General features: G+C 40.7%; 19 protein-coding genes. 14 read left to right on the plus strand and 5 right to left on the minus strand.

All coding sequences use genetic code 11. From position 1 onward, the window contains the following. Nucleotides 1-507, minus strand: coding sequence for an OsmC family protein (locus tag RE471_RS04020; protein WP_309215503.1), 507 nt, complete (start codon nucleotides 505-507; stop codon nucleotides 1-3). Nucleotides 508-559: 52 nt separating this feature from the next. Continuing rightward, nucleotides 560-2,170: an APC family permease gene (locus tag RE471_RS04025; RefSeq protein ID WP_309215504.1), complete on the minus strand. Its 1,611-nt coding sequence runs from the start codon at nucleotides 2,168-2,170 to the stop codon at nucleotides 560-562. Between the two features lie 230 nt (nucleotides 2,171-2,400). Between RE471_RS04025 and RE471_RS04030 the strand changes: the two genes are divergently transcribed. The 9 genes from RE471_RS04030 (at nucleotide 2,401) to RE471_RS04070 (ending at nucleotide 9,764) form a co-directional block, all read left to right on the plus strand. Beyond that, nucleotides 2,401-3,054, plus strand: a complete 654-nt coding sequence (locus tag RE471_RS04030) for a cyclase family protein (protein WP_309215506.1) — start codon at nucleotides 2,401-2,403, stop codon at nucleotides 3,052-3,054. Between the two features lie 116 nt (nucleotides 3,055-3,170). Then, entirely contained in the window at nucleotides 3,171-3,956 is a 786-nt protein-coding gene (locus RE471_RS04035) for an SDR family oxidoreductase (RefSeq protein ID WP_309215507.1), read from the plus strand. Between the two features lie 54 nt (nucleotides 3,957-4,010). After that, nucleotides 4,011-4,367 carry a cupin domain-containing protein gene (locus tag RE471_RS04040; RefSeq protein WP_309215508.1) on the plus strand — a complete coding sequence of 119 codons (357 nt, stop codon included), beginning with the start codon at nucleotides 4,011-4,013 and terminating at the stop codon, nucleotides 4,365-4,367. A 312-nt stretch (nucleotides 4,368-4,679) separates the two neighbouring features. After that, nucleotides 4,680-4,853 (plus strand): alpha-aminoadipate/glutamate carrier protein LysW, encoded by a 174-nt coding sequence (gene lysW/argW, locus RE471_RS04045; protein ID WP_298275350.1) that lies wholly within the window; start codon nucleotides 4,680-4,682, stop codon nucleotides 4,851-4,853. Beyond that, nucleotides 4,828-5,901: an N-acetyl-gamma-glutamyl-phosphate reductase gene (gene argC / locus RE471_RS04050; RefSeq protein ID WP_375379262.1), complete on the plus strand. Its 1,074-nt coding sequence runs from the start codon at nucleotides 4,828-4,830 to the stop codon at nucleotides 5,899-5,901. The genes lysW/argW and argC overlap by 26 nt, the downstream gene beginning before the upstream one ends. A 3-nt stretch (nucleotides 5,902-5,904) precedes the next feature. Next, a complete protein-coding gene (locus RE471_RS04055) occupies nucleotides 5,905-6,669 on the plus strand; it encodes a [LysW]-aminoadipate/[LysW]-glutamate kinase (protein WP_309215510.1) in 765 nt (254 codons plus the stop codon). Then, a complete protein-coding gene (locus tag RE471_RS04060; RefSeq protein WP_309215511.1) occupies nucleotides 6,659-7,840 on the plus strand; it encodes an aminotransferase class III-fold pyridoxal phosphate-dependent enzyme in 1,182 nt (393 codons plus the stop codon). Before RE471_RS04055 ends, RE471_RS04060 begins: the two co-directional genes overlap by 11 nt. After that, nucleotides 7,837-8,685 (plus strand): RimK family alpha-L-glutamate ligase, encoded by an 849-nt coding sequence (locus tag RE471_RS04065; protein ID WP_309215512.1) that lies wholly within the window; start codon nucleotides 7,837-7,839, stop codon nucleotides 8,683-8,685. Before RE471_RS04060 ends, RE471_RS04065 begins: the two co-directional genes overlap by 4 nt. Further along, nucleotides 8,682-9,764, plus strand: coding sequence for a M20/M25/M40 family metallo-hydrolase (locus tag RE471_RS04070; RefSeq protein WP_309215513.1), 1,083 nt, complete (start codon nucleotides 8,682-8,684; stop codon nucleotides 9,762-9,764). Before RE471_RS04065 ends, RE471_RS04070 begins: the two co-directional genes overlap by 4 nt. On the opposite strand, the gene RE471_RS04075 is transcribed toward RE471_RS04070, so the two are convergent. Both RE471_RS04075 and RE471_RS04080 read right to left on the minus strand, forming a co-directional pair. Continuing rightward, nucleotides 9,755-10,516: a hypothetical protein gene (locus RE471_RS04075; RefSeq protein WP_309215514.1), complete on the minus strand. Its 762-nt coding sequence runs from the start codon at nucleotides 10,514-10,516 to the stop codon at nucleotides 9,755-9,757. The genes RE471_RS04070 and RE471_RS04075 overlap by 10 nt on opposite strands. A gap of 82 nt (nucleotides 10,517-10,598) precedes the next feature. Next, nucleotides 10,599-12,527 carry a 3-hydroxyacyl-CoA dehydrogenase NAD-binding domain-containing protein gene (locus tag RE471_RS04080; protein WP_309215515.1) on the minus strand — a complete coding sequence of 643 codons (1,929 nt, stop codon included), beginning with the start codon at nucleotides 12,525-12,527 and terminating at the stop codon, nucleotides 10,599-10,601. Nucleotides 12,528-12,738: 211 nt separating this feature from the next. On the opposite strand from RE471_RS04080, the gene RE471_RS04085 reads away from it, so the two are divergent. From RE471_RS04085 to RE471_RS04100, 4 genes are read left to right on the plus strand one after another with little or no spacing between them, the layout of a single operon-like run. Further along, nucleotides 12,739-14,316 (plus strand): long-chain-fatty-acid--CoA ligase, encoded by a 1,578-nt coding sequence (locus tag RE471_RS04085; RefSeq protein ID WP_309215516.1) that lies wholly within the window; start codon nucleotides 12,739-12,741, stop codon nucleotides 14,314-14,316. A 5-nt stretch (nucleotides 14,317-14,321) separates the two neighbouring features. Continuing rightward, the gene (locus tag RE471_RS04090) at nucleotides 14,322-15,497 is read left to right on the plus strand and encodes an acetyl-CoA C-acetyltransferase (RefSeq protein ID WP_309215518.1); all 1,176 of its coding nucleotides are present in this window, start codon (nucleotides 14,322-14,324) and stop codon (nucleotides 15,495-15,497) included. A gap of 2 nt (nucleotides 15,498-15,499) precedes the next feature. After that, the gene (locus tag RE471_RS04095) at nucleotides 15,500-16,579 is read left to right on the plus strand and encodes an acyl-CoA dehydrogenase family protein (protein WP_309215519.1); all 1,080 of its coding nucleotides are present in this window, start codon (nucleotides 15,500-15,502) and stop codon (nucleotides 16,577-16,579) included. A gap of 1 nt (nucleotide 16,580) precedes the next feature. After that, nucleotides 16,581-17,567: an acyl-CoA dehydrogenase family protein gene (locus tag RE471_RS04100; RefSeq protein ID WP_309215520.1), complete on the plus strand. Its 987-nt coding sequence runs from the start codon at nucleotides 16,581-16,583 to the stop codon at nucleotides 17,565-17,567. Nucleotides 17,568-17,589: 22 nt separating this feature from the next. Here RE471_RS04100 and amrA read toward each other — a convergent pair whose 3' ends face one another. Further along, entirely contained in the window at nucleotides 17,590-18,135 is a 546-nt protein-coding gene (gene amrA, locus RE471_RS04105) for an AmmeMemoRadiSam system protein A (protein WP_309215521.1), read from the minus strand. A 132-nt stretch (nucleotides 18,136-18,267) separates the two neighbouring features. On the opposite strand from amrA, the gene RE471_RS04110 reads away from it, so the two are divergent. Next, nucleotides 18,268-19,083, plus strand: a complete 816-nt coding sequence (locus RE471_RS04110; RefSeq protein ID WP_309215522.1) for an MEMO1 family protein — start codon at nucleotides 18,268-18,270, stop codon at nucleotides 19,081-19,083. Nucleotides 19,084-19,121 lie beyond the last annotated feature (38 nt).

Consider the following 19,121-nt stretch of genomic DNA (forward strand, 5'->3'; position numbering starts at 1 on the left):
TTAAATTTGTTTAATTTCAGTTTGAATGGGATTTCTAATTGCATACAGTGCCGGACAGGCCCTTTCTGAAAGTTTGAGTACCTCTTTTATGTCCATATCTGCCTCCACATCTATATTTAAGGCCTTGATTATGGGAAAATCTAAGTCCTCCACAACAGGCCCTATATCGTAATAAAGATGTCCGGTGAACTTTAATTTACCCAGTTTTATACCTTTTTTTGCAGCCTGTATTGCGACAGTTGAGGCATAACATGACATTACACCCATCATAAGATAGTTAAGTGGAGTTGGTTGTATTCCCATTCCTCCGAGAACCCCCGGTTCATCTGCTCCCATGGTAAATGTTGCAATTTCAGATTTTAGTTCTGCTGTAAACATTGGGCTCCCATCAAAATGGAACTCACCGGCTATATGTTTTTCTGCAGTAAAATGCCCACCATTTTTTCTTATTTTTTCATCTGTGTTCTTCAGCCGATCCATATCGATATTATTGATTCTTTCAGTCATAAAAATACATATGAATTTATAATTTAAGTTTTTCTATAAAATAAATTCAATATTAATTTGCCGGTGTCTGTTTTTCTGAAGCCGTTAGTTTTTTATTGATGTATTCCACGCCTCTTATGCCTGTACTGACCCCGATAAAGTAAAAAATAACTGTTACCACTATGAATACCAGCGAATCATATGGGAATATAATGAGATTGATGCCACCAAAGAAGCTGCTTCCTATATATGACATAAATAATACAAAAGCAAGGTAGACAGGCATCCATATTCCGTACATGGCATATTTCAAATCAATTTTATTGTAATGGTTATAAACAATTATCAGAAGAATCCCTGCAAGGTCAAGTGGTATTATTATTTCAACTGAGCTGAAACCTGACCAGTATACAAGCAAATTTGCAATGATAAATGCGGTGGGGGCCAGAACTCCAGCAACAGGAACCCTGAACGGCCTCTTTGTATCCGGGTCCGTTTTTCTGAATACCATCAGGCTGACTGCTCCGGGGGCATATGAAAGGAGGAATCCGTCAACCATTATGCCAATGATAGTGGCCAGGGACTTTCCAAGGGCCACAAGCACCACCGTCACTATTAGAACCAGAATAATAGAATATATGGGCACACCACGTAAGCTCATTCTGTTAAACAACTTCGGAAGAAATTTATCATCCCTGGATAATACCTCCCCGACTCTTGCTGTGCTTCCATAATATATTACTCCATCCTTGAACGTTGCAATAAGCGCAACGATTATTGCTATTATTACCAGGGCAGGGAGTATCAGCACCTTGGATATTGTTGCATAAGGTGAGCTGTACTGGAAGAATGCTGCCCAGTCTCCTGAAGCAATTCCGAAACCAGAAAAATTAACCGCGCCGGCAAATACAAGAGACTCCATTGTGAATACAAATCCAGAAATAAGTAGTGCAGCTATTATTGCCAGTGGAATGCTTTTCCCCGGGTCCTTCACCTCCTCAGAATAATCTATGGGCTGCCTGAAGCCTCCGTATCCAAAAACTGTCAGGGTTATTGCCCCGAAAAGCCCGGTGAATCCATAGGGGGCAAATCCACCCACACTTTTTGATACCAGGTTTGATGGTTTAAAATAAAATGCCAGTGTAATAATCACGATTCCTATAAGTATCAGGGTTATAATGGTGAGAATGAGATTTATCTCTCCCATGTGCTTTATTCTCATAACATTGACTGCAAATACCAATACCAGCACGATTTCAGCCACAGCTATGCCCAGATATGTAAGTGTTCCATTGCTGTACAGAGGAGGATAGTAAAAACTCATATATTCCACCACTGCAAAGACAATTACAGGTCCAACAAAAAGATATCCTACCATGGATGCCCAGCCATTCAGTGCACCTACAACCGGTCCATTTGTCCTGGAAGGGTAATATGCAACACCGCCTGCCCTGGGATACGTAGTTCCAAGCTCTGCGAATACAAGGCCAATAGGTACTATCATGATCATGGCTATTGGCCATGCCAGTATTCCTGCAGGGCCGGCATATGCCAGGGTATACACAGGGGCGTAGGCTATGGCCGGTCCCAGTATGCCACCCAGGGCGAGCATAATAACACCCCACAGTCCTATGTCTTTCCTGTATTCTCTTTTTAAATTTTCATCATTATTTTTACCATCCATGAAATATAAATCCTATGATATATTAATAGTTTATGACATGTTTTAGCAAACCATGCTCAAAAATAAATTAAAATCCAAAAATTTTCATTTATGGGTCAACAAGAAAATATAAAGATGAATATTGGTAACATAATGTATTTCAGTGTAATTACGTGGCAGCTCTGATTGATAAAATAAAACGTTCATTAAAATTAAAGAAATTTATAAATATCTAATTATGTTATAATATTATGAAGGTAAAGAATTATATCGACCTTTCTGTCGACATAAAAACCAACATGCCATGCTGGCCAACAAATCCTCTGGTAAGGGTAGACCCCATAGGTCTGCTTGCCAGGGATGGTTATGCCGTTGAAAAGTATGAATCCGTGACCCACACGGGTACACATATAGATGCACCATATCATATGGTGGATGGTGGAAGAACCGTGGATAAGATACCACTGAACCAGATTATCGGATCAGGATACTGTATCATACCCAGTATTGACGGTACAGAAATTCACAGATCAGCCCTGGAAGAGATATGGAAACCTGAATACGATGGGAATATAATACTTGTTAATACCGGGTGGTCAAAAAAACGTGCATATTCAATAGAGTTCCAGTATAATTTTCCTGGTTTCTCGGAAGATGCAGTGGACTTTTTGATTGACCACCATCCCCGGTTAATCGGAATCGATTCTCTGGGTATAGATCCATACAGCCATGCTGATTTTCGCGTTCATAAGGCACTTCTTGCCAGGGACATGGCCTTCATTGAGGACCTTAACAACCTGGAACAGCTGACGCCAGGCAAGGAATACTTTATCATTGCATTACCCCTGAAAATTGCCGGAGCAAGCGGATCAATGGCCCGTGTCGTTGCACTGGAAATTGAATAAATGACATCCCTACTGGCTAAAGCAGTTGGCCTCCAGCCCATGATCTAAAAAGTATAATTCCCTGTTTGTAATTTTTATTTTCGATATATTAATTTAGATCATTATATTACATTTATATGGAGGGGCTCAGAGGTAAAAATGGGATAGTGTGTGCAGGCAGTACGGGTATAGGTAAGGGCGTAATATCAGTGCTTACAAAATACGGTGCAAATATAACCACATTCTCCAGAAACAGAGATAAGGTTGAAAGACTGAAAACTGCAATTATGGAAGAATCAGGATCTGAAATAAACGCCATAGTAGCCGACCTGTCAAAGAAAGACGATCTTGTTCGGGTTGTGGATTCAGCGCATGACAAATACGGGAAGATAGATTTCCTTGTGATGAATTATGGAGACCCGAGGGTTGATCCATTTATGGATCTGAACGATTCAGATTGGGACTATAACATAGAAATGATTCTGAAATCCACAGTGAGAATGTCCGGTATGTGTGCTGAAGATATGATCAAATCCCGGGATGGCAGAATCGTTTATATAACATCAATGACAACCAAGAATCCCTTACAGAATTTTGCCATATCAAACTCATTAAGATCCGCTGTTGTTGCACTAGGCAAAACTCTTTCCATGGAATTTGGCAAATATAATATCACTGTAAATTCAATATCACAGGGATATTTTTACACTCAGCGGCTGAAAAATATAATAGAAAAAAGGTCAGTAAACTCCGGGAAAAAAACAGAGGAAATTGAAGCAGAACTCAGGGCTGAAATACCACTTGGGAGATTCGGGAATCCTGAGGAAATTGGCAATCTCGTTGCCTTCCTGTGTTCTGGGCTTGCTTCATACATCAGCGGGACAAATATACAGATAGACGGTGGCGCAGTTAAATCCATATAGGTCTATTTTCTGCATATGTACAAAAATATATATGCAGCAGTGTCTTGTATTAGCATGGCAGAGGCTAGAAAGTATAAATGGGATACAGTGAAGAGGGAGAAACTATCTGATACATTCTCCCGCCAGATGATTTATGGAAACCGTGTAATGGTTGCCCAGTTAGATATAAAGAAGGGAAGTGTTGTTCCAGAGCACTCCCATGAAAATGAGCAGGTAACATGGATAATGAAAGGAAGGTTACGCCTAACCGTTGATGGTAAGGACATTGATGTGGGAGCGGGAGAGGTATTAATTATACCATCAAATACGAAACACAGTGCAGTAGCGCTTGAGGACACACTGGATATTGATATTTTTAGCCCCATAAGATCCGACTGGATTAACGGTACTGATTCATATCTCAGAAAATAATCTTATAAAAATTAATTTCATACTGACAATAATTTTTTGATGTTATCTGGTTAAAAAATATATTATGAACAATAACATGAAATGTATATTTAACAATGATGCTAACATAAAAATAGGTCGGTAATTATTACGAAATTCATACTAAAATTGCAATATTCGTAGATTTTAAATACTATGTTATAATTAACTGTTAATGATATCATAGTTTTAAAACAAACTTTAGATATCAAAAATAATATTATAACAAACAAATATTTATTAATAATAAATAATTACTATTTGTTTGTAATATATAATAAAAGGTGACAAAAAATGGAAACAAAGTGTAAAATATGCGGAGAAAAAATTAGCGTGCCCGATGATTCAATGGTTGGAGAACTTCTTGAATGCGGGTCATGTGGTATGAGCTATGAAATATCATCCATAAACGCCGGAACTGTGGAAATTAAACCCGCAGAAAATGTGGGTGAGGACTGGGGAGAATAAATTGCTCAAAGTTGGCATTGTCGGCGGTTCCGGATACGTTGGGGGGGAACTTATCAGGCTACTGGTAGGCCATAACAACGTTGAGATTGTCTCTGTTTCTTCTACAAGCCATTCCGGGGAGAAAATTTCGAGAGTCCATCCAGACCTTTACGGCCTGACCGATCTGAAATTTGAGAACATTTCTCCGGTAGATATGGCAGGAAAGGTGGATCTGATATTTCTTGCTCTTCCACATGGGACATCAATTAAATATGTCCCTGATCTGGTGGAAACAGGCGTGAAAATCATTGATATGAGTGCAGATTTCAGATTAAAGGATCATACCCTCTACAGGCAGTGGTACGGGTATGATCATGGATATCCCGATATAATCAAAAAATTTGTTTACGGGATGCCAGAACTCCACAGGGAAGAGATCAAAAATGCCAAATTCATTGCAACCCCGGGATGCATAGCATCTTCCTCAATTTACAGCATTGCTCCGTTTCTCTCACTGGATACTGACAGCAATATTATAAATGTTGATGCAAAGGTTGGGTCATCCGGCTCTGGATCCGGCCTGGATGAATCCAAGGTATTTTCTGAAAGGTTCGGTTCTGTCAGGGCTTACAAACCAGTGGGCCACAGGCATACCCCTGAAATAGAGCAGGAGCTGGAATATGCATCAGGCAAGAAGGTAAAAATTGCTCTTTCTGCCCATTCAGTGAATATGGTTAGGGGAATACTCACCACATCGAGCATATATGCGTATCAGGATGAAATATCTCTATGGGCACTGCTTAAAAAATTCTACGGAAATGAAAAATTTGTAAGGCTAATTATGGACAGGAAGAGCAATTATAAATATCCGGACCCGAAAACAGTGGTGGGTTCAAACTTTGTGGATATAGGATTTGCCCTGGATAGGTACGTTAAAAGGATTGTTTCATTCGGAGCTATTGACAATCTTATAAAGGGTGCAGCAGGAAATGCAGTACAGTCAATGAACATCATGAATGGTTTCCCTGAATATGAATCATTAATGGCCCCATCATTATTCCCGGTGTGAAATATGAAAATCATAAAAATTGGCGGAAGCATACTGGAAAAATTCCTTGAAAATGATAATTTATATACTATTATAGAACAGGTTGATGACCCGGTGGCAATAGTGCATGGCGGGGGCAACTACCTTGATGCACATGCGGATTCTTTCAACTATCGTCCCAGGTTTGTAACCTCCCCGGAGGGAATAAGGAGCAGATATACGGATAAAAGCACACTGGAAATATTTACCATGGCGATGAACCTGATCAATCAGAAAATAGTTCTGAATCTTAATCAGCACGGAATACGGGCAGTCACCCTGAATGGCATCCTGAGGGCCAGGAGAAAGGAAAAATTGATAATTTTGAACGAAAATAATAGAAAAATGGTAATTGATGGAGGATACACAGGGAGGGTAGAATCCGCTGATCCCGATCCTGTAAAAAGTATAATGCAGGCAGGCTACATACCTGTTATTTCACCTATAGCACTGGGCAGTGGCAGCTATCTTAATGTTGATGCGGACAGGGCTGCAGCCTACATTGCAGGGTCCTTAAAAGCAGATACACTGACATTTCTTACGAATGTCAATGGCCTTTACTACGGGGATAAAATAATTGAAAGGGCGGACACAGCCTATATAAAAAGCATCCTTAAATTTATTGGGACTGGAATGGACAAAAAACTGATGGCTTCCATAGAGGCACTGGAAATGGGCGTCAGGAAGGTGACAATTTCCAGCCCTTACCATAATATGGAAAATGGAACGGTGATATATAATGAATTATGAAAACGATCATATAGCAAATACATACCAGAGATTGCCTGTGAATATTCTGAATGGCAGTGGTGCCATTCTCCATGATATCAATGGGAAACGCTATATAGATATGATGGGTGGTTACGGAGTTGCAATTCTCGGATATGGCAATATGCCGGTGAAGGAGGCCGTATGCAAGCAGTTCGATACAATATCCATAGCACATGCATCGGAATACACACCTGCAAGGGAGGAATTCATAAAGGACCTAACCGGCATAGTTCCATCTGGCCTGGATAAATTTTACCTGGGCAATACCGGTGCCGAGGCTGTAGAGGCAGCAATAAAAACTGTAATAAAATCATCTAGGAAACATAAAATAATAGCAATGACCAGTTCATACCATGGTAAAACAGCCGGAGCCCTATCAATCACATACTCAGAAAAATATAGAAAGGCGTTTGAGCCATTGCTAATGAAGAACGTTGAATTCATAGGATATAACAGTATGGATGATCTGGAAAAACTGGAGAAAGATCCTGATATCGCCGCTGTGTTCTTCGAACCTGTTCAGGGAGAGGGTGGTATAAATATCCCATCAAAAGAATACGTACAGGAACTTAGAGGCGTAACAGAAAAAAATGGCATCATTCTGGTGGCTGATGAAATACAATCCGGACTGGGCAGAACAGGGAAGATGTGGGCACACGAGCATTTTAACATTAAACCTGATATTATAACCATAGGAAAGGGCATAGGTGGTGGTATGCCACTATCTGTTACTGCAGGGAAGGCGGAATTCATGGATAACCTATCAAAAGGCGAGCAATCTTCAACAACCGGTGGAAACCCACTGGCTATGGCTGCCGGAAGTGCTGTGATTAAACAGCTTGACAGTGCAATGATTGAAAATGTTGCGAGAAAAGGAGAAATATTCAGAGATAAATTAAGATCAGGGCTTGTCGATGCCAGGATAGTTAAGGAAATAAGGGGACTCGGATTAATGGATGCCATAGAACTCAGGATAAAATTCCTGCCCGTATTAATGGAACTGATCAATCGTGGTGTCCTTCCCCTGTATTCAGGAATAAATATACTGAGAATGCTGCCACCCTATGTAATATCTGATGAGGAACTCAAGGAAGCTGCCTCTATCATGTCGGAGGTAATACTTTCTGCAGGGAAGGAGGTCCCATCATGAAAATTACAATGCTATTTGACATTATGCGGTGGGAGGAAAGGGCAATACTTAAATCAATGCAGGATAAAAATGTTGATGTTCAGCTCCTTAACGTGAAGGACATTAATATGGACCTGCAAAAATTGAACTATGATTTCGGCGATATATCCCTGCAGAGAAGTACAGGATATTACAGAAACCTTCATTCCACAGCATATGTTGAGTTTACAGGAAACAAAATTATGAATGATTTCCATTCCACAATTATAACCGGAAACAAAATGTTCACATCTACAGTGCTTTCACAGCACGGGGTCAGAATTCCTAAAACTTTTGTTTCATTTACCAATGAAAAATTCCTCGAATCATTCAAATCAGATTTCAATGGGAGGGCGGTAACCAAACCGGTGACCGGGAGCTGGGGCAGGATGATATCTCTCCTGAATGATTACTATGCTGCCATGGACGTGTCAGAATATAAGGAATATATGTATCCTATATACCAGGTCAATTATACACAGGAGTACATAAACGATTTTAACAGGGATTTAAGGGTATTTCTGGTAAATGACAGGGCCGTTGCTGGAATTTACAGGTACAGATCCGGGGAAGACTGGAGGACCAACACTGCACTGGGAGGCAGGGCAGAGCCATTGAAAATTACACCCGAAATTGAAGATATAGTGGAGAAGGTGCATAATGCCCTTGGTTCAGGCATTTATGGAATAGACATCCTTGAGTCCAGAGATGGATACTTTGTCAATGAGGTAAACGGCAACACTGAATTCAAAAACACCGTTCCGGTAACCGGAATCAATATACCTGATTATATTTCTGATTACCTTATATCAGAGGCAAAAAAATGAAACCTGAAGATATGCTTATTGAGCTGCTTAATGTGTACTCGCCCAGTGGAAGTGAGGGAGAGGTTTCCAGGCTGATCCGGGATTACATGGATGACCTGGGTTTCCAGGACCCTGTGATAGACAGTCAGCTGAATGTGGTGTCAGTTAATGGAAATGGTAAACCAGCGGTATTTATTTGCGGGCATGAGGACACTGTCCCTGGAATCCTTCCTGTGAGGAGGGATGGAGACCTTTTTTATGGGAGGGGTGCAGTTGATGCCAAATCATCACTTCTGGCACTGATCCTCGGTGCAAAAAGGGCAATGGATAATGGTTTCAATGGAAAGATCCTCATATCTGCAGCCTCAGGGGAGGAGAGCGACAGTAAGGGAATAAACACCATAATGGAAAATTACTCGGGCTATAATTACGCCATATTCGGCGAACCAGGAGGTGCTATGAACATAACTGCAGGCTACAAGGGCAGAATATTGTTGAAAATTGATAAAAGAACTGAAACCCATCATGCCAGTTCGGCCTGGATGGAGGTAAATGCCATAGACTCGCTCATGGACTTCTGGCTTGCCCTGAGGTCAAAATACGGCAAAAATAAGGATTTCAACTCTATTACTGCCGGGATAACACGGTTTCAGGGGGGCGAATATGATAACATGACTCCGGAACATGCATCCATGTATATTGATATAAGATATCCCAAATCAATTTCTGAAAATGACCTGATAGCAGAAATAAAATCAGACATGAAAAACATACTGGTGGAAGATTACTCATTCAATATTGAAAACAGGACAGAACCTTATATTTCTGATATTAAAAGCCCTCTTGTGAAATCCTTCAAGGAGGCAATAACAAAAAATAATATGTCGCCCAGACTCATATTCAAGAGTGGATCAGGGGATATGAACAATCTGGGAAACCTGTGGCGCATACCGGTTATTACCTATGGCCCCGGTGACACGAGGCTGTCACACACGCAGAATGAGGTTATTAATATCAGGGATTTCTATAAATCTGTTGATGTTATAGCCGATTCCCTGAAAATTCTCTCTCGATATAATATGGATGGTAATCAGGGCTGAATCCATAGGTATTTCTCTATTTCTTCCTGTCTCTCCATGACAATGCCGCATATCTCAAGTGGTGAATTACAGTAGGCTGATCTTAGGGCCCTGGAAATATTTGAACCGGATTTTTTATAGAGAGCATAGGCTATGTAAAGTGCAAATACCTCCATGTAATCCATACTATCACCATACAGTTCATATGAGAGGGATCTCATCCTCCTTATCCATGGTCCGGAAGGCTCGGCAGTTCGCACAACCTCTATAAAAAAACGTCTGCAGGTATCACTGTCAACCTGAATATGTCCTGCCTTTGAGATGAATAGTGATGCGAAGTCAGAATCAGGTGAAAAATTCTTATAATAATTCATTGATAATTCAAATAGTAGTGGAAAGGATTTTAAGATTGCCGGAAGCAAAAATACTGTAGCCATGCGGATTCTTCTTTTATCACTGGATAAGATTCCCTGGAATCTAGATGGTTTTTTTATATTATTCCTGTGTTTTCTGGTGTATATAAGCATGGAGTATTCCCTGGCGGCAGCATAATAAATGAAATCAGCATAATTATCCGGGGATCCGTTAATTTGCCTTTCCAGAATATTTTTTTCTATATTATGCCTGTAAAAATCAAAGGAAATAAGAATTCTTTTGCCTGTAAAAAATCTGAAGAATAATGACGAATCTTTTATGCTTTCCCTGATTTTGAGCTCTACTGCCCCGGCATCATCATTGATTCTTCCTTTGTATATATTAGGGTGTAGGGACATGCATATGAATTAAAATTATAAATATTAATTATTGCTGTTTTTAACCGGAAGGCAGCAAACCGATTGATGTTAATAAGGGCGGTTAATTTCCCTTGTAATCCGGCTTCCTCTTCTCAAGGAATGCCCTTACTCCCTCCTTCAGGTCGTTACCAGCATATAGCATTCCCATGGAAAGTGCTTCCTCGTCAAGGTTTATTTTTGCTGTACTGTATATCAGGCGTTTGGCAACATAAACTGAAGCCGGTGAGATTTTTTCAGAAAGCTCCTTTGCCAGCTTCATGGTGTTTTCCTCAATATTTTCAGTATACAGCCTTGTCAGTATGCCGTATTCATAGGCCTTCTGCCCAGTAATCCTTTCGCTGGACAGAATCATGTCCATGGCACGGGAAATGCCTATAAGATTGGGGAGCCTCTGGCTTCCTCCATATCCGGGGATAAGCCCCAGGGAAGTTTCAGGAAATCCGATAACAGAATCAGGGACAGAAGTTCTTATGTCACATGCCAGTGCAAGTTCAAATCCGCCTCCCAGTACATATCCCTTTAGTTCAGCTATGAAAATTTTATTCATCCCAGTTATCCTGTCAAATATGTGCTCCCCTGTGCTTGCTATTTTCATGAACATAAAAGGATTGCTAATAAACTGTGACAGATCTGCGCCTGCTGAAAATGCCCTATCATTTCCCCTTATGATAACAACATTAACATTATTTTTCTCCTCTATGAGGTTAAGCTGATGATCCAGTGCTTTTAGCAATTCAAAACTCATGAGATTATTTTTTCCATTCATGAGTGTAATTATTCCTACCTTTCCATCTATTTTATAATCCAGGATTCCTGTAGTTTCCTCTTTTTTTATCTCCTCAGATTTTTTATTGAAAGCTTCCCTCAGTTTATGTGCCTTCAGTGTATTTGATGGCTGGAATACTTCAAGGCCGTACTGTTTCTGCAGCCGGTCCAGTGTTTCAAGTACCTCATCATTGCTCAATCCATTGGCAACTGTAATGGGTCCGAAGGGCCTGTTGAGACCATATTTGACTCCTGCCTCTATATCATCAGGTGTTGCAACTCCATCCTCAATCAGCCTCGTCGCCTCATTGATTTCCAGTGCAAACATGTCCATCAGGTTGATTTTGTCGCTTTCCTCGGAAGGTGGTATAACTGCCTTCCCGTTTTCCCATTTATATATGCCCTCACCGGTCTTTGCTCCAAGTTTTTTGGCCTCTATCAGGCTGTCGAATGCATGGCATTTCCCGTAATCAGGAGAAAGCTCCTTACCATAGTATTTCAGGGAATCAACAACAGTATCAAGCCCAACATAGTCAAATAGTTGATATGGGCCCATTGGAAGCCCCTGGGATTTGAAATAATTATCTATTGCCTCAGGCTTTGCCACCTTATTTCCATAAGCATTGCAGAGCAGCAGCATTTCTGGGGCTGATATCCTGTTTACAACGAAACCTGCCTGATCTTTCAGGACCTTAATAGGTATTTTTCCTATTTTCTTGGAGAGCTCATACAGTTCATTGACATATTCCATTGATGTTTTCTCCCCCTTGATAACCTCAACCAGCTTCATCAGTATTGGTGGGTTAAAAAAGTGCATTCCAAGGAATCTTTCTGGATTTTTTACCTCTCCTGCCATTTCAGTTATCCTGATATTAGATGTGTTGGATGCTATAATCCTGTCTGTGTTTTCGGATATCTCCTTCAAAACTTTGACTTTTATGTCATAAACTTCTGGAACAACCTCTATGGATAAATCTGCATTTTTAACTGCCTCCTGGATGCTGTTAAAAAATTTTATGTGGTCAAGTGCAGATTTTTTACCAGCATTATCTATCTTTTTGGAAGCAACAAGCTTATCAAGGCTATTATTTAACCCGGCCTTAGCTTTTTCTATTACCTCTGGGTAAAAATCCTCAAGATTCACATCATATCCGTTCAGCGCAAAAACTTCTGCTATGCTATGGCCCATGACTCCGGCGCCTATAACTGCTACCTGCTTAATCATGACAATACATATTTTTTAACTTTAAAGTCTTTTTCATTCATACTTTACTGATAATACCGTTAATGCTCTTATCATATATTATAGTCACATCTACCTGGTATGAACAGGCATATTCTTAATATCTGATGTTATATGGTAAATTAATTTGCTTCTTAAAACAAGGTTAACGTTGTAATGGGAAAACTTATAATATAATTGATTATCATAACCTATGGTAGACTTTAAGCTGACTATAAACAATCTTCTGGACAGTGCTGTCCGGTCAAATGGAGATCAGCAAATAGTGTACAGGGATAATACCCTGACATACAAATCATTCGCCAAGAATGTAAAAAATTTTGCAGCAAATCTACGGAAGATTGGTGTAAAACCAGGAGATAGAATAGCCGTTCTGGATTATGATACCATAAACTATCTGTACTGCTACTACTCAATCCCAATGATCGGTGCGGTAATTCATATGGTCAATATAAGGTATCCACCCGAGGTGCTTTATTATACGGTAAAAAACTCTGAGGATTCCTACCTGGTGGTCAACGCTGATTTCATGCCACTTATTCTGCAGTACAAGGACATGTTTGACTTTATCAAAGGATTTATAGTATATTCTGAAAAAGGGCATGAGAAGTACGACCTCAATAATGTATATTATGCGGATAGCCTGCTGGAGGATGCAGAGTATAAAGAGGTGGAGCCGGATGAAAATAGTATGGCCACATTATTCTACACATCTGGAACTACCGGCCTGCCAAAGGGCGTTTACTACTCCCATAAACAGCTGGTGCTTCATAGTCTGGCTTCCTCTGTGGCATTATCAGACGAGCCCATAGCCCTCAAACGCACAGCAGTCATGCTACCTCTTGTTCCCATGTTTCATGTTCACGCATGGGGAATACCATATTTCACCATTATGAGAGGAATAAAATACGTCCTTCCCGGAAAATATGAATGGGACAGAATAATAGAAACCATGGAGAGGGAAAAGGTCACAAATTCTGCCATGGTGCCATCCATACTTTATCTACTTTTGCAGGCAAAACGTGGCCCTGAAGTACTTGGAAAGCTTAAACTGAAATCAGTGATTGGAGGTGCCGCACTGAACGAGGGTCTGGCAAAAACTGCAGAATCGCTGGGCATGACAGTTGTAACAGGTTACGGAATGTCTGAAACCGGGCCCATCCTGACACTGGCCAATTATAGCAACGATATTATGGACTTCAGCAGTGAAAAGAAACAGGAATACAGAAGAAAAACCGGGATACCTGTACCATTCGTTGATCTGCGTGTTGTCTCAGATGGAGAGGATGTGGAAAAAAACAATAAGGAGATTGGGGAAATAATTGTCAGGGCACCATGGCTAACGCAGGGTTACATAAAAGATCAGGAAAAAACTTCAAAATTATGGAAGGATGGCTGGCTGCATACAGGTGATCTTGCAACAATGGATGAATATGGATACGTAAAAATCGTTGATAGGGAAAGCGATGCAGTTAAATCAGGAGGGGAATTCATACCGTCCATGGTCCTTGAAGACCTTATAAGCACTGTTCCTGGCGTTGGGGAGGTCGCAGTTACAAAGAAGCCTGACGAAAAGTGGGGGGAGCGCCCTGTTGCGTTCATAAAGGGAACTGCCAGCAGGGAGGACATAGAGAATGAAATGAAAAAATATGTTGAAACAGGGAGAATAGCCAAATTCTGGCTGCCTGATGATTACATATTTGTGGATGAATTTGAAAAAACAGGAACCGGAAAAATAGATAAGAAGGTTCTAAGAAAAAAATTGGAGTGAAAAATATGGAAGATGTGTATATAGTTGATTATAGAAGAATTCCGTTCTCAAGGGCAAGGCCCAGAGACCCGGAAAAGGATGTTTACAATGATTTAAGAATGGACAAAATGCTGTCGGAATTGATCAAGCTCTCGGTGAAGGAGACGAAGATTAATCCCGCAGAGATAGAGGATGTTATAACTGGATGTGCATTCCAGGCTGGAGAAAACTGGACATATGGAGGCAGGCACCCTGTACTGCTTGCTGATTTGCCAGTATCTGTTCCGGCCATGTCATTGGATCGTGCATGCTCCTCATCATTGAATGCAACCGGCATTGCCTCCATGGAAATAATGACCGGAAAAGCAGGCATTGCAATTGCTGGTGGAATGGAGCACATGACCCATGTACCACTTGGCATAGACAATCCCTTCATAAAGCCAAATATGGAACTAATGGTCAATCCAAAATATTCTAAATTCAACATGAATGTATCCTATAATATGGGACTCACAGCAGAGAAGCTTGCAGGACTGAGAAAAATATCAAGAGATGAGATGGATGAATATTCATATAATTCACATAAGCGGGCAGCAAAGGCATATGATGACGGTTTTATGCAGGGAGAACTCATGCCGGTTACTGTGAACGGAACGGTAATTGACCGTGATGTGGGAATAAGGAAAGATGTTTCACTTGAACAGATAAAATCCCTAAAACCTGCATTTAGGGAGAATGGCATAATAACGGCTGCTAATTCATCATCATTGAATGACGGTGCATCCATGGTTATGCTGATGTCAGGATCGAAGGTGAAAGAATACGGATTAAAACCTCTGGCCAGAATAGTAGATTTTGCTGCAGCTGGGGTTGATCCCACCATAATGGGTGAGGGACCTGTTCCGGCAACCGAAAAGGTTCTGAAAAGAAATAAGCTTTCGCCGGATGATATAGACTACTGGGAGATAAACGAGGCCTTTGCAGTTGTGGTTTTGAATGCAGTACACTCATTCAACCTTGATCTTGGAAAGGTAAATATCCACGGTGGTGGAATATCTGTAGGGCACCCCTTGGGGGCTACTGGCGCCAGGCTTGCAGGCACTTTGGGAAGAACCCTGCAGGATAAAAAGAAAGATCTCGGCATAGCCACACTATGTGTTGGCGGTGGGCAGGGATATTCAATGTTACTGGAGCGTGTTTAAATATGTTTGAGGAACTGGAAGATTATAGGGAGAAAATCAGGGAATTTGCCCTGAAAGAATTTACTGAGGATGTGGCTGCTGAATATGATAGAAAGGAATCCTATCCGGATGGCCTTCGCAAAAAATCACTGTCACTTGGGATTGTGGATATGCAGAACCCTGCCAAGGTGCTGATTGCCATAGAGGAACTCTGCAGGGTTGATGCTGGTCTCGGCATAGCTCTCACAACTCCATATTTTGGCAGTGAGGTTATCATGTTATTCGGCAATGACAGGCAGAAGGAAATCCTGAACGATGTATACCGTGGAAAGTACATACTCGGGCTTGGTGTAACAGAGCCATCCGGAGGAAGCGATGTTGCAGCCCTGAAGACCACAGCAAAGAAACAGGGGAATAAGTATATACTCAATGGTTCCAAGATGTTCATAACCAATGGCGCAATAGCTGACTATCTGGTCATACTTGCACGGACATCAGAGGATTCAAATCCGCATCATGGGCTGAGCACATTCCTTCTCAATACAAAATCTAAGGGCTTCAGTGCCACAAAGCTGGAAGATAAGCTCGGTGTAAGGGCTACCAACACTGCCGAACTTCAGTTCAATAACATAGAGCTATCAGAGGATGACCTTATAGGTGAAGAGGGAAAGGGCTTTTATTATATCATGATGTTTTTCAACATAAGCAGAATTTATGTTGCTGCACAATCCATAGGTATAGCCAGGGGGGCCTTTGATAAGATTAAATCCTATATAAAGGAAAATAACGTGAAGGACGAGGATTCCATGTTCAGGCTGTCAGATGTTGGTACCAGAATAGAGGCATCCAGGCAGATGACATACAATGCAGCATCATATCTGTTTGAATTCAAGCCCAAGCCCGAACTCACAAGCATGGCAAAGGCATACAGCAGCGAAACTGCAGTATATGCTGCTGAAGAGGCAATGGAAATACTGGGTAATAAATCACTGTATGAGAGTATACAGAGAATATTCAGAAATGCGAAAATCATGGAAATCTGGGAAGGCACAAGCGAAATTGAGAAACTCGTCATTGCAAGATACATATTAAAGGGTGAATAAAATGGAAGAGGAAAACAATATACTCAGGGAGACTGTAGTGGAATTCTGTGAAAAAAACCTGGACGAAAAGAAAATAGAAACAGAAGGAATAACAGAAAAACTAACGGACTTAATTGCATCCCAGGGATTTCTGGGGTCTGCTATACCGGATAAATACTCAGGATCTGGGCTGGATGAAACATCATATGAAATTATCCTGGAGGAGATAGCGAAATATTCCCCATCTGTGGCAATGAAGATATTTATTTTAAATTCTATGTACTATCCTGCAGTCAAAGGAACTTCAGCAGAGGATACGCTTAATGATGCATCTACAGGAAAAATAGGCGTTGCCGTGGATTTTATCAATAAAACCGGCAGTGTTGAATCTGAATCCGGGAAAGCAAAGGGAACACTGAAAAACATACTTGGGTCGGATGCCGAGAAACTTATTGTATTCGCAGATAACACATCCATGATTTCCGGTCCGTTCAAGTCAGATTCAAGAGATTTCATGGGATTCCGCGGGTTGAGGTTCGGTGACCTGCATCTTGACAACAGCATTCAGATACTGGATAAAAACAGTAGAATAGCAGAGATAATGGAAAAATCATACGGTGCCGCATCAGCTATTGCGCTGGGCATGATTTCTGGAGCACTTCAGAAGGCCATAGACTACACAAATGTGAGGAAGGCATTCGGCAACCAGCTCAGGGATTTCGAGCCGGTTTCATTCAGGCTGGCAAGATTCAGGTCTGTAGAATCTATTCTGAGAAATTCACTTTACGGCAGGACTGACCCATACTACACATTTAACTTTGCCATGGAGCATCTTGTGGAGATAGCCAGATATTCAGTTAATACCCATGGTGGATATGGGTATTTCAAGGATTTCGGTGTGGAGAAATTTTATAGGGATGCTATTGTCATGAAATCTGTATTCTATGGAACAGAGGAACTTAGAAAATTAACAGAACATGTTTATTCAGAAAAAATAAATTTTGTGTAAGTTAGGCTTACCTTTATAATTTTTATCTAAATATTTTTGCACCGTAGGCATAAATTGAGGAATTTTTATAGCAATTCTTTCCAAGCCCTGCTTTTCTGCAGGTTTCCATTATAAATTCTTCCATGCTCATACTATTTTCAATAGCTACCTGTGGAAGCAATGTTCCTGAATATATTCCATTCTCTATGTAAATGCCATATTTGCCCGGGGTGGCAGAACGAATTTCATCATACTTCACCTCTTTTAATTCACCGATTACTGTTACCTCTATAGAAATTCGCCCGATCTCGTCCTTACCCATGGGGTTGAACCGGGGGTCACGGTATGCCGCATTCCACGCTGCCTTTTCTACTGCCTTTGCAAGTGGCATTACTGGCCTCAAATATCCTATGCACCCCCTGAGGCTTTTATTTTCACTAAGTGTTACGAAGGCACCCGCCTTGTTTTGAAGCTTTTCAGGAATATTGCACTGATCCTTTTCATTCTCAGTTATGGCACTCTTTGCGATATTTACCAGAATCTTTCCATCCTCATCATTCAAACTTTCAATGAATTCATCCTGCATCATGGTTGAATATGCTACGCATTTCTTCTATATAGATTTTTAGTGCATGTAACAGGATTATTGCATTAAAATGCATTTTTATAACATTTTCTAACCTTTATATAAAATTTATATAAATCATAGTAATCCTTATATATGGATAATACCAGGGACCCCTATGTTGCCGGGGCATTTTACCCGGATGATTACAAACAACTAAAAAACGATATAACCAGTTATATGGACATAGAACCTCCTGTTATAAATTACAAAAGATTAATAGGCGCCATAGTCCCTCACGCAGGTTATATATACTCGGGCAGAACAGCAGCATATGCTTACAACATAATCAAAAATTGCAAGAAACGGGATTTTTTAATTATAGGGCCCAATCATTCTGGGTACCCATCCTATCCAGCAATTTATCCGGACGGGTACTGGAATACTCCAATGGGATACGCCAGGGTCAATTCCGCACTTTCAGGTAAAATACTTCTCAAATCAAATATTATAAGGGATGATAAGGAAGCCCACATGATAGAGCATTCCATTGAGGTTCAGATTCCGTTTCTCCAGTATATATTTAATTCTAATTTCTCATTTTCCCCCATAATTCTGGGAAACCAGGGGCAGCCCGTAGCCAGAAATATAGCAGAAACCATAGAGACGCTGGAGGAAAAACCATTTCTGCTCATAAGTTCAGATCTAAACCATTATAATCAGTACGATAAGAACAATGAACTGGATAGTATTATAATCAAGGACATAGAAGAATTAAATGTGAGAAAATATTATGAGGATCTGAAAAAATACGGCATATCTGCCTGCGGCTACGGTGCAATTGCAATATTAATGATGGTCACCAGGCAGATGAAGGGGAAAATCGCACTTCTGAATCATAGCAATTCCGGTGATTATGGGTCAGGCCATAGCAGGGTTGTAGGCTACGCATCCATGATAGCCTATAAATAGTAATTTAACCAGGAATATGTAATTGCCAGAGAACCTGA

The sequence above is a fragment of the Ferroplasma sp. genome (assembly GCF_031200575.1).
GTDB lineage: Archaea > Thermoplasmatota > Thermoplasmata > Thermoplasmatales > Thermoplasmataceae > Ferroplasma.

Bases quoted from the DNA above. Each gene is read 5' to 3' on its own strand.
- RE471_RS04020 (WP_309215503.1), bottom strand. From the start codon at position 507: ATGACTGAAAGAATCAATAATATCGATATGGATCGGCTGAAGAACACA.
- RE471_RS04025 (WP_309215504.1), bottom strand. From the start codon at position 2,170: ATGGATGGTAAAAATAATGATGAAAATTTAAAAAGAGAATACAGGAAA.
- RE471_RS04030 (WP_309215506.1), top strand. From the start codon at position 2,401: ATGAAGGTAAAGAATTATATCGACCTTTCTGTCGACATAAAAACCAAC.
- RE471_RS04035 (WP_309215507.1), top strand. From the start codon at position 3,171: ATGGAGGGGCTCAGAGGTAAAAATGGGATAGTGTGTGCAGGCAGTACG.
- RE471_RS04040 (WP_309215508.1), top strand. From the start codon at position 4,011: ATGGCAGAGGCTAGAAAGTATAAATGGGATACAGTGAAGAGGGAGAAA.
- lysW/argW (WP_298275350.1), top strand. From the start codon at position 4,680: ATGGAAACAAAGTGTAAAATATGCGGAGAAAAAATTAGCGTGCCCGAT.
- argC (WP_375379262.1), top strand. From the start codon at position 4,828: ATGTGGGTGAGGACTGGGGAGAATAAATTGCTCAAAGTTGGCATTGTC.
- RE471_RS04055 (WP_309215510.1), top strand. From the start codon at position 5,905: ATGAAAATCATAAAAATTGGCGGAAGCATACTGGAAAAATTCCTTGAA.
- RE471_RS04060 (WP_309215511.1), top strand. From the start codon at position 6,659: ATGAATTATGAAAACGATCATATAGCAAATACATACCAGAGATTGCCT.
- RE471_RS04065 (WP_309215512.1), top strand. From the start codon at position 7,837: ATGAAAATTACAATGCTATTTGACATTATGCGGTGGGAGGAAAGGGCA.
- RE471_RS04070 (WP_309215513.1), top strand. From the start codon at position 8,682: ATGAAACCTGAAGATATGCTTATTGAGCTGCTTAATGTGTACTCGCCC.
- RE471_RS04075 (WP_309215514.1), bottom strand. From the start codon at position 10,516: ATGTCCCTACACCCTAATATATACAAAGGAAGAATCAATGATGATGCC.
- RE471_RS04080 (WP_309215515.1), bottom strand. From the start codon at position 12,527: ATGATTAAGCAGGTAGCAGTTATAGGCGCCGGAGTCATGGGCCATAGC.
- RE471_RS04085 (WP_309215516.1), top strand. From the start codon at position 12,739: ATGGTAGACTTTAAGCTGACTATAAACAATCTTCTGGACAGTGCTGTC.
- RE471_RS04090 (WP_309215518.1), top strand. From the start codon at position 14,322: ATGGAAGATGTGTATATAGTTGATTATAGAAGAATTCCGTTCTCAAGG.
- RE471_RS04095 (WP_309215519.1), top strand. From the start codon at position 15,500: ATGTTTGAGGAACTGGAAGATTATAGGGAGAAAATCAGGGAATTTGCC.
- RE471_RS04100 (WP_309215520.1), top strand. From the start codon at position 16,581: ATGGAAGAGGAAAACAATATACTCAGGGAGACTGTAGTGGAATTCTGT.
- amrA (WP_309215521.1), bottom strand. From the start codon at position 18,135: ATGATGCAGGATGAATTCATTGAAAGTTTGAATGATGAGGATGGAAAG.
- RE471_RS04110 (WP_309215522.1), top strand. From the start codon at position 18,268: ATGGATAATACCAGGGACCCCTATGTTGCCGGGGCATTTTACCCGGAT.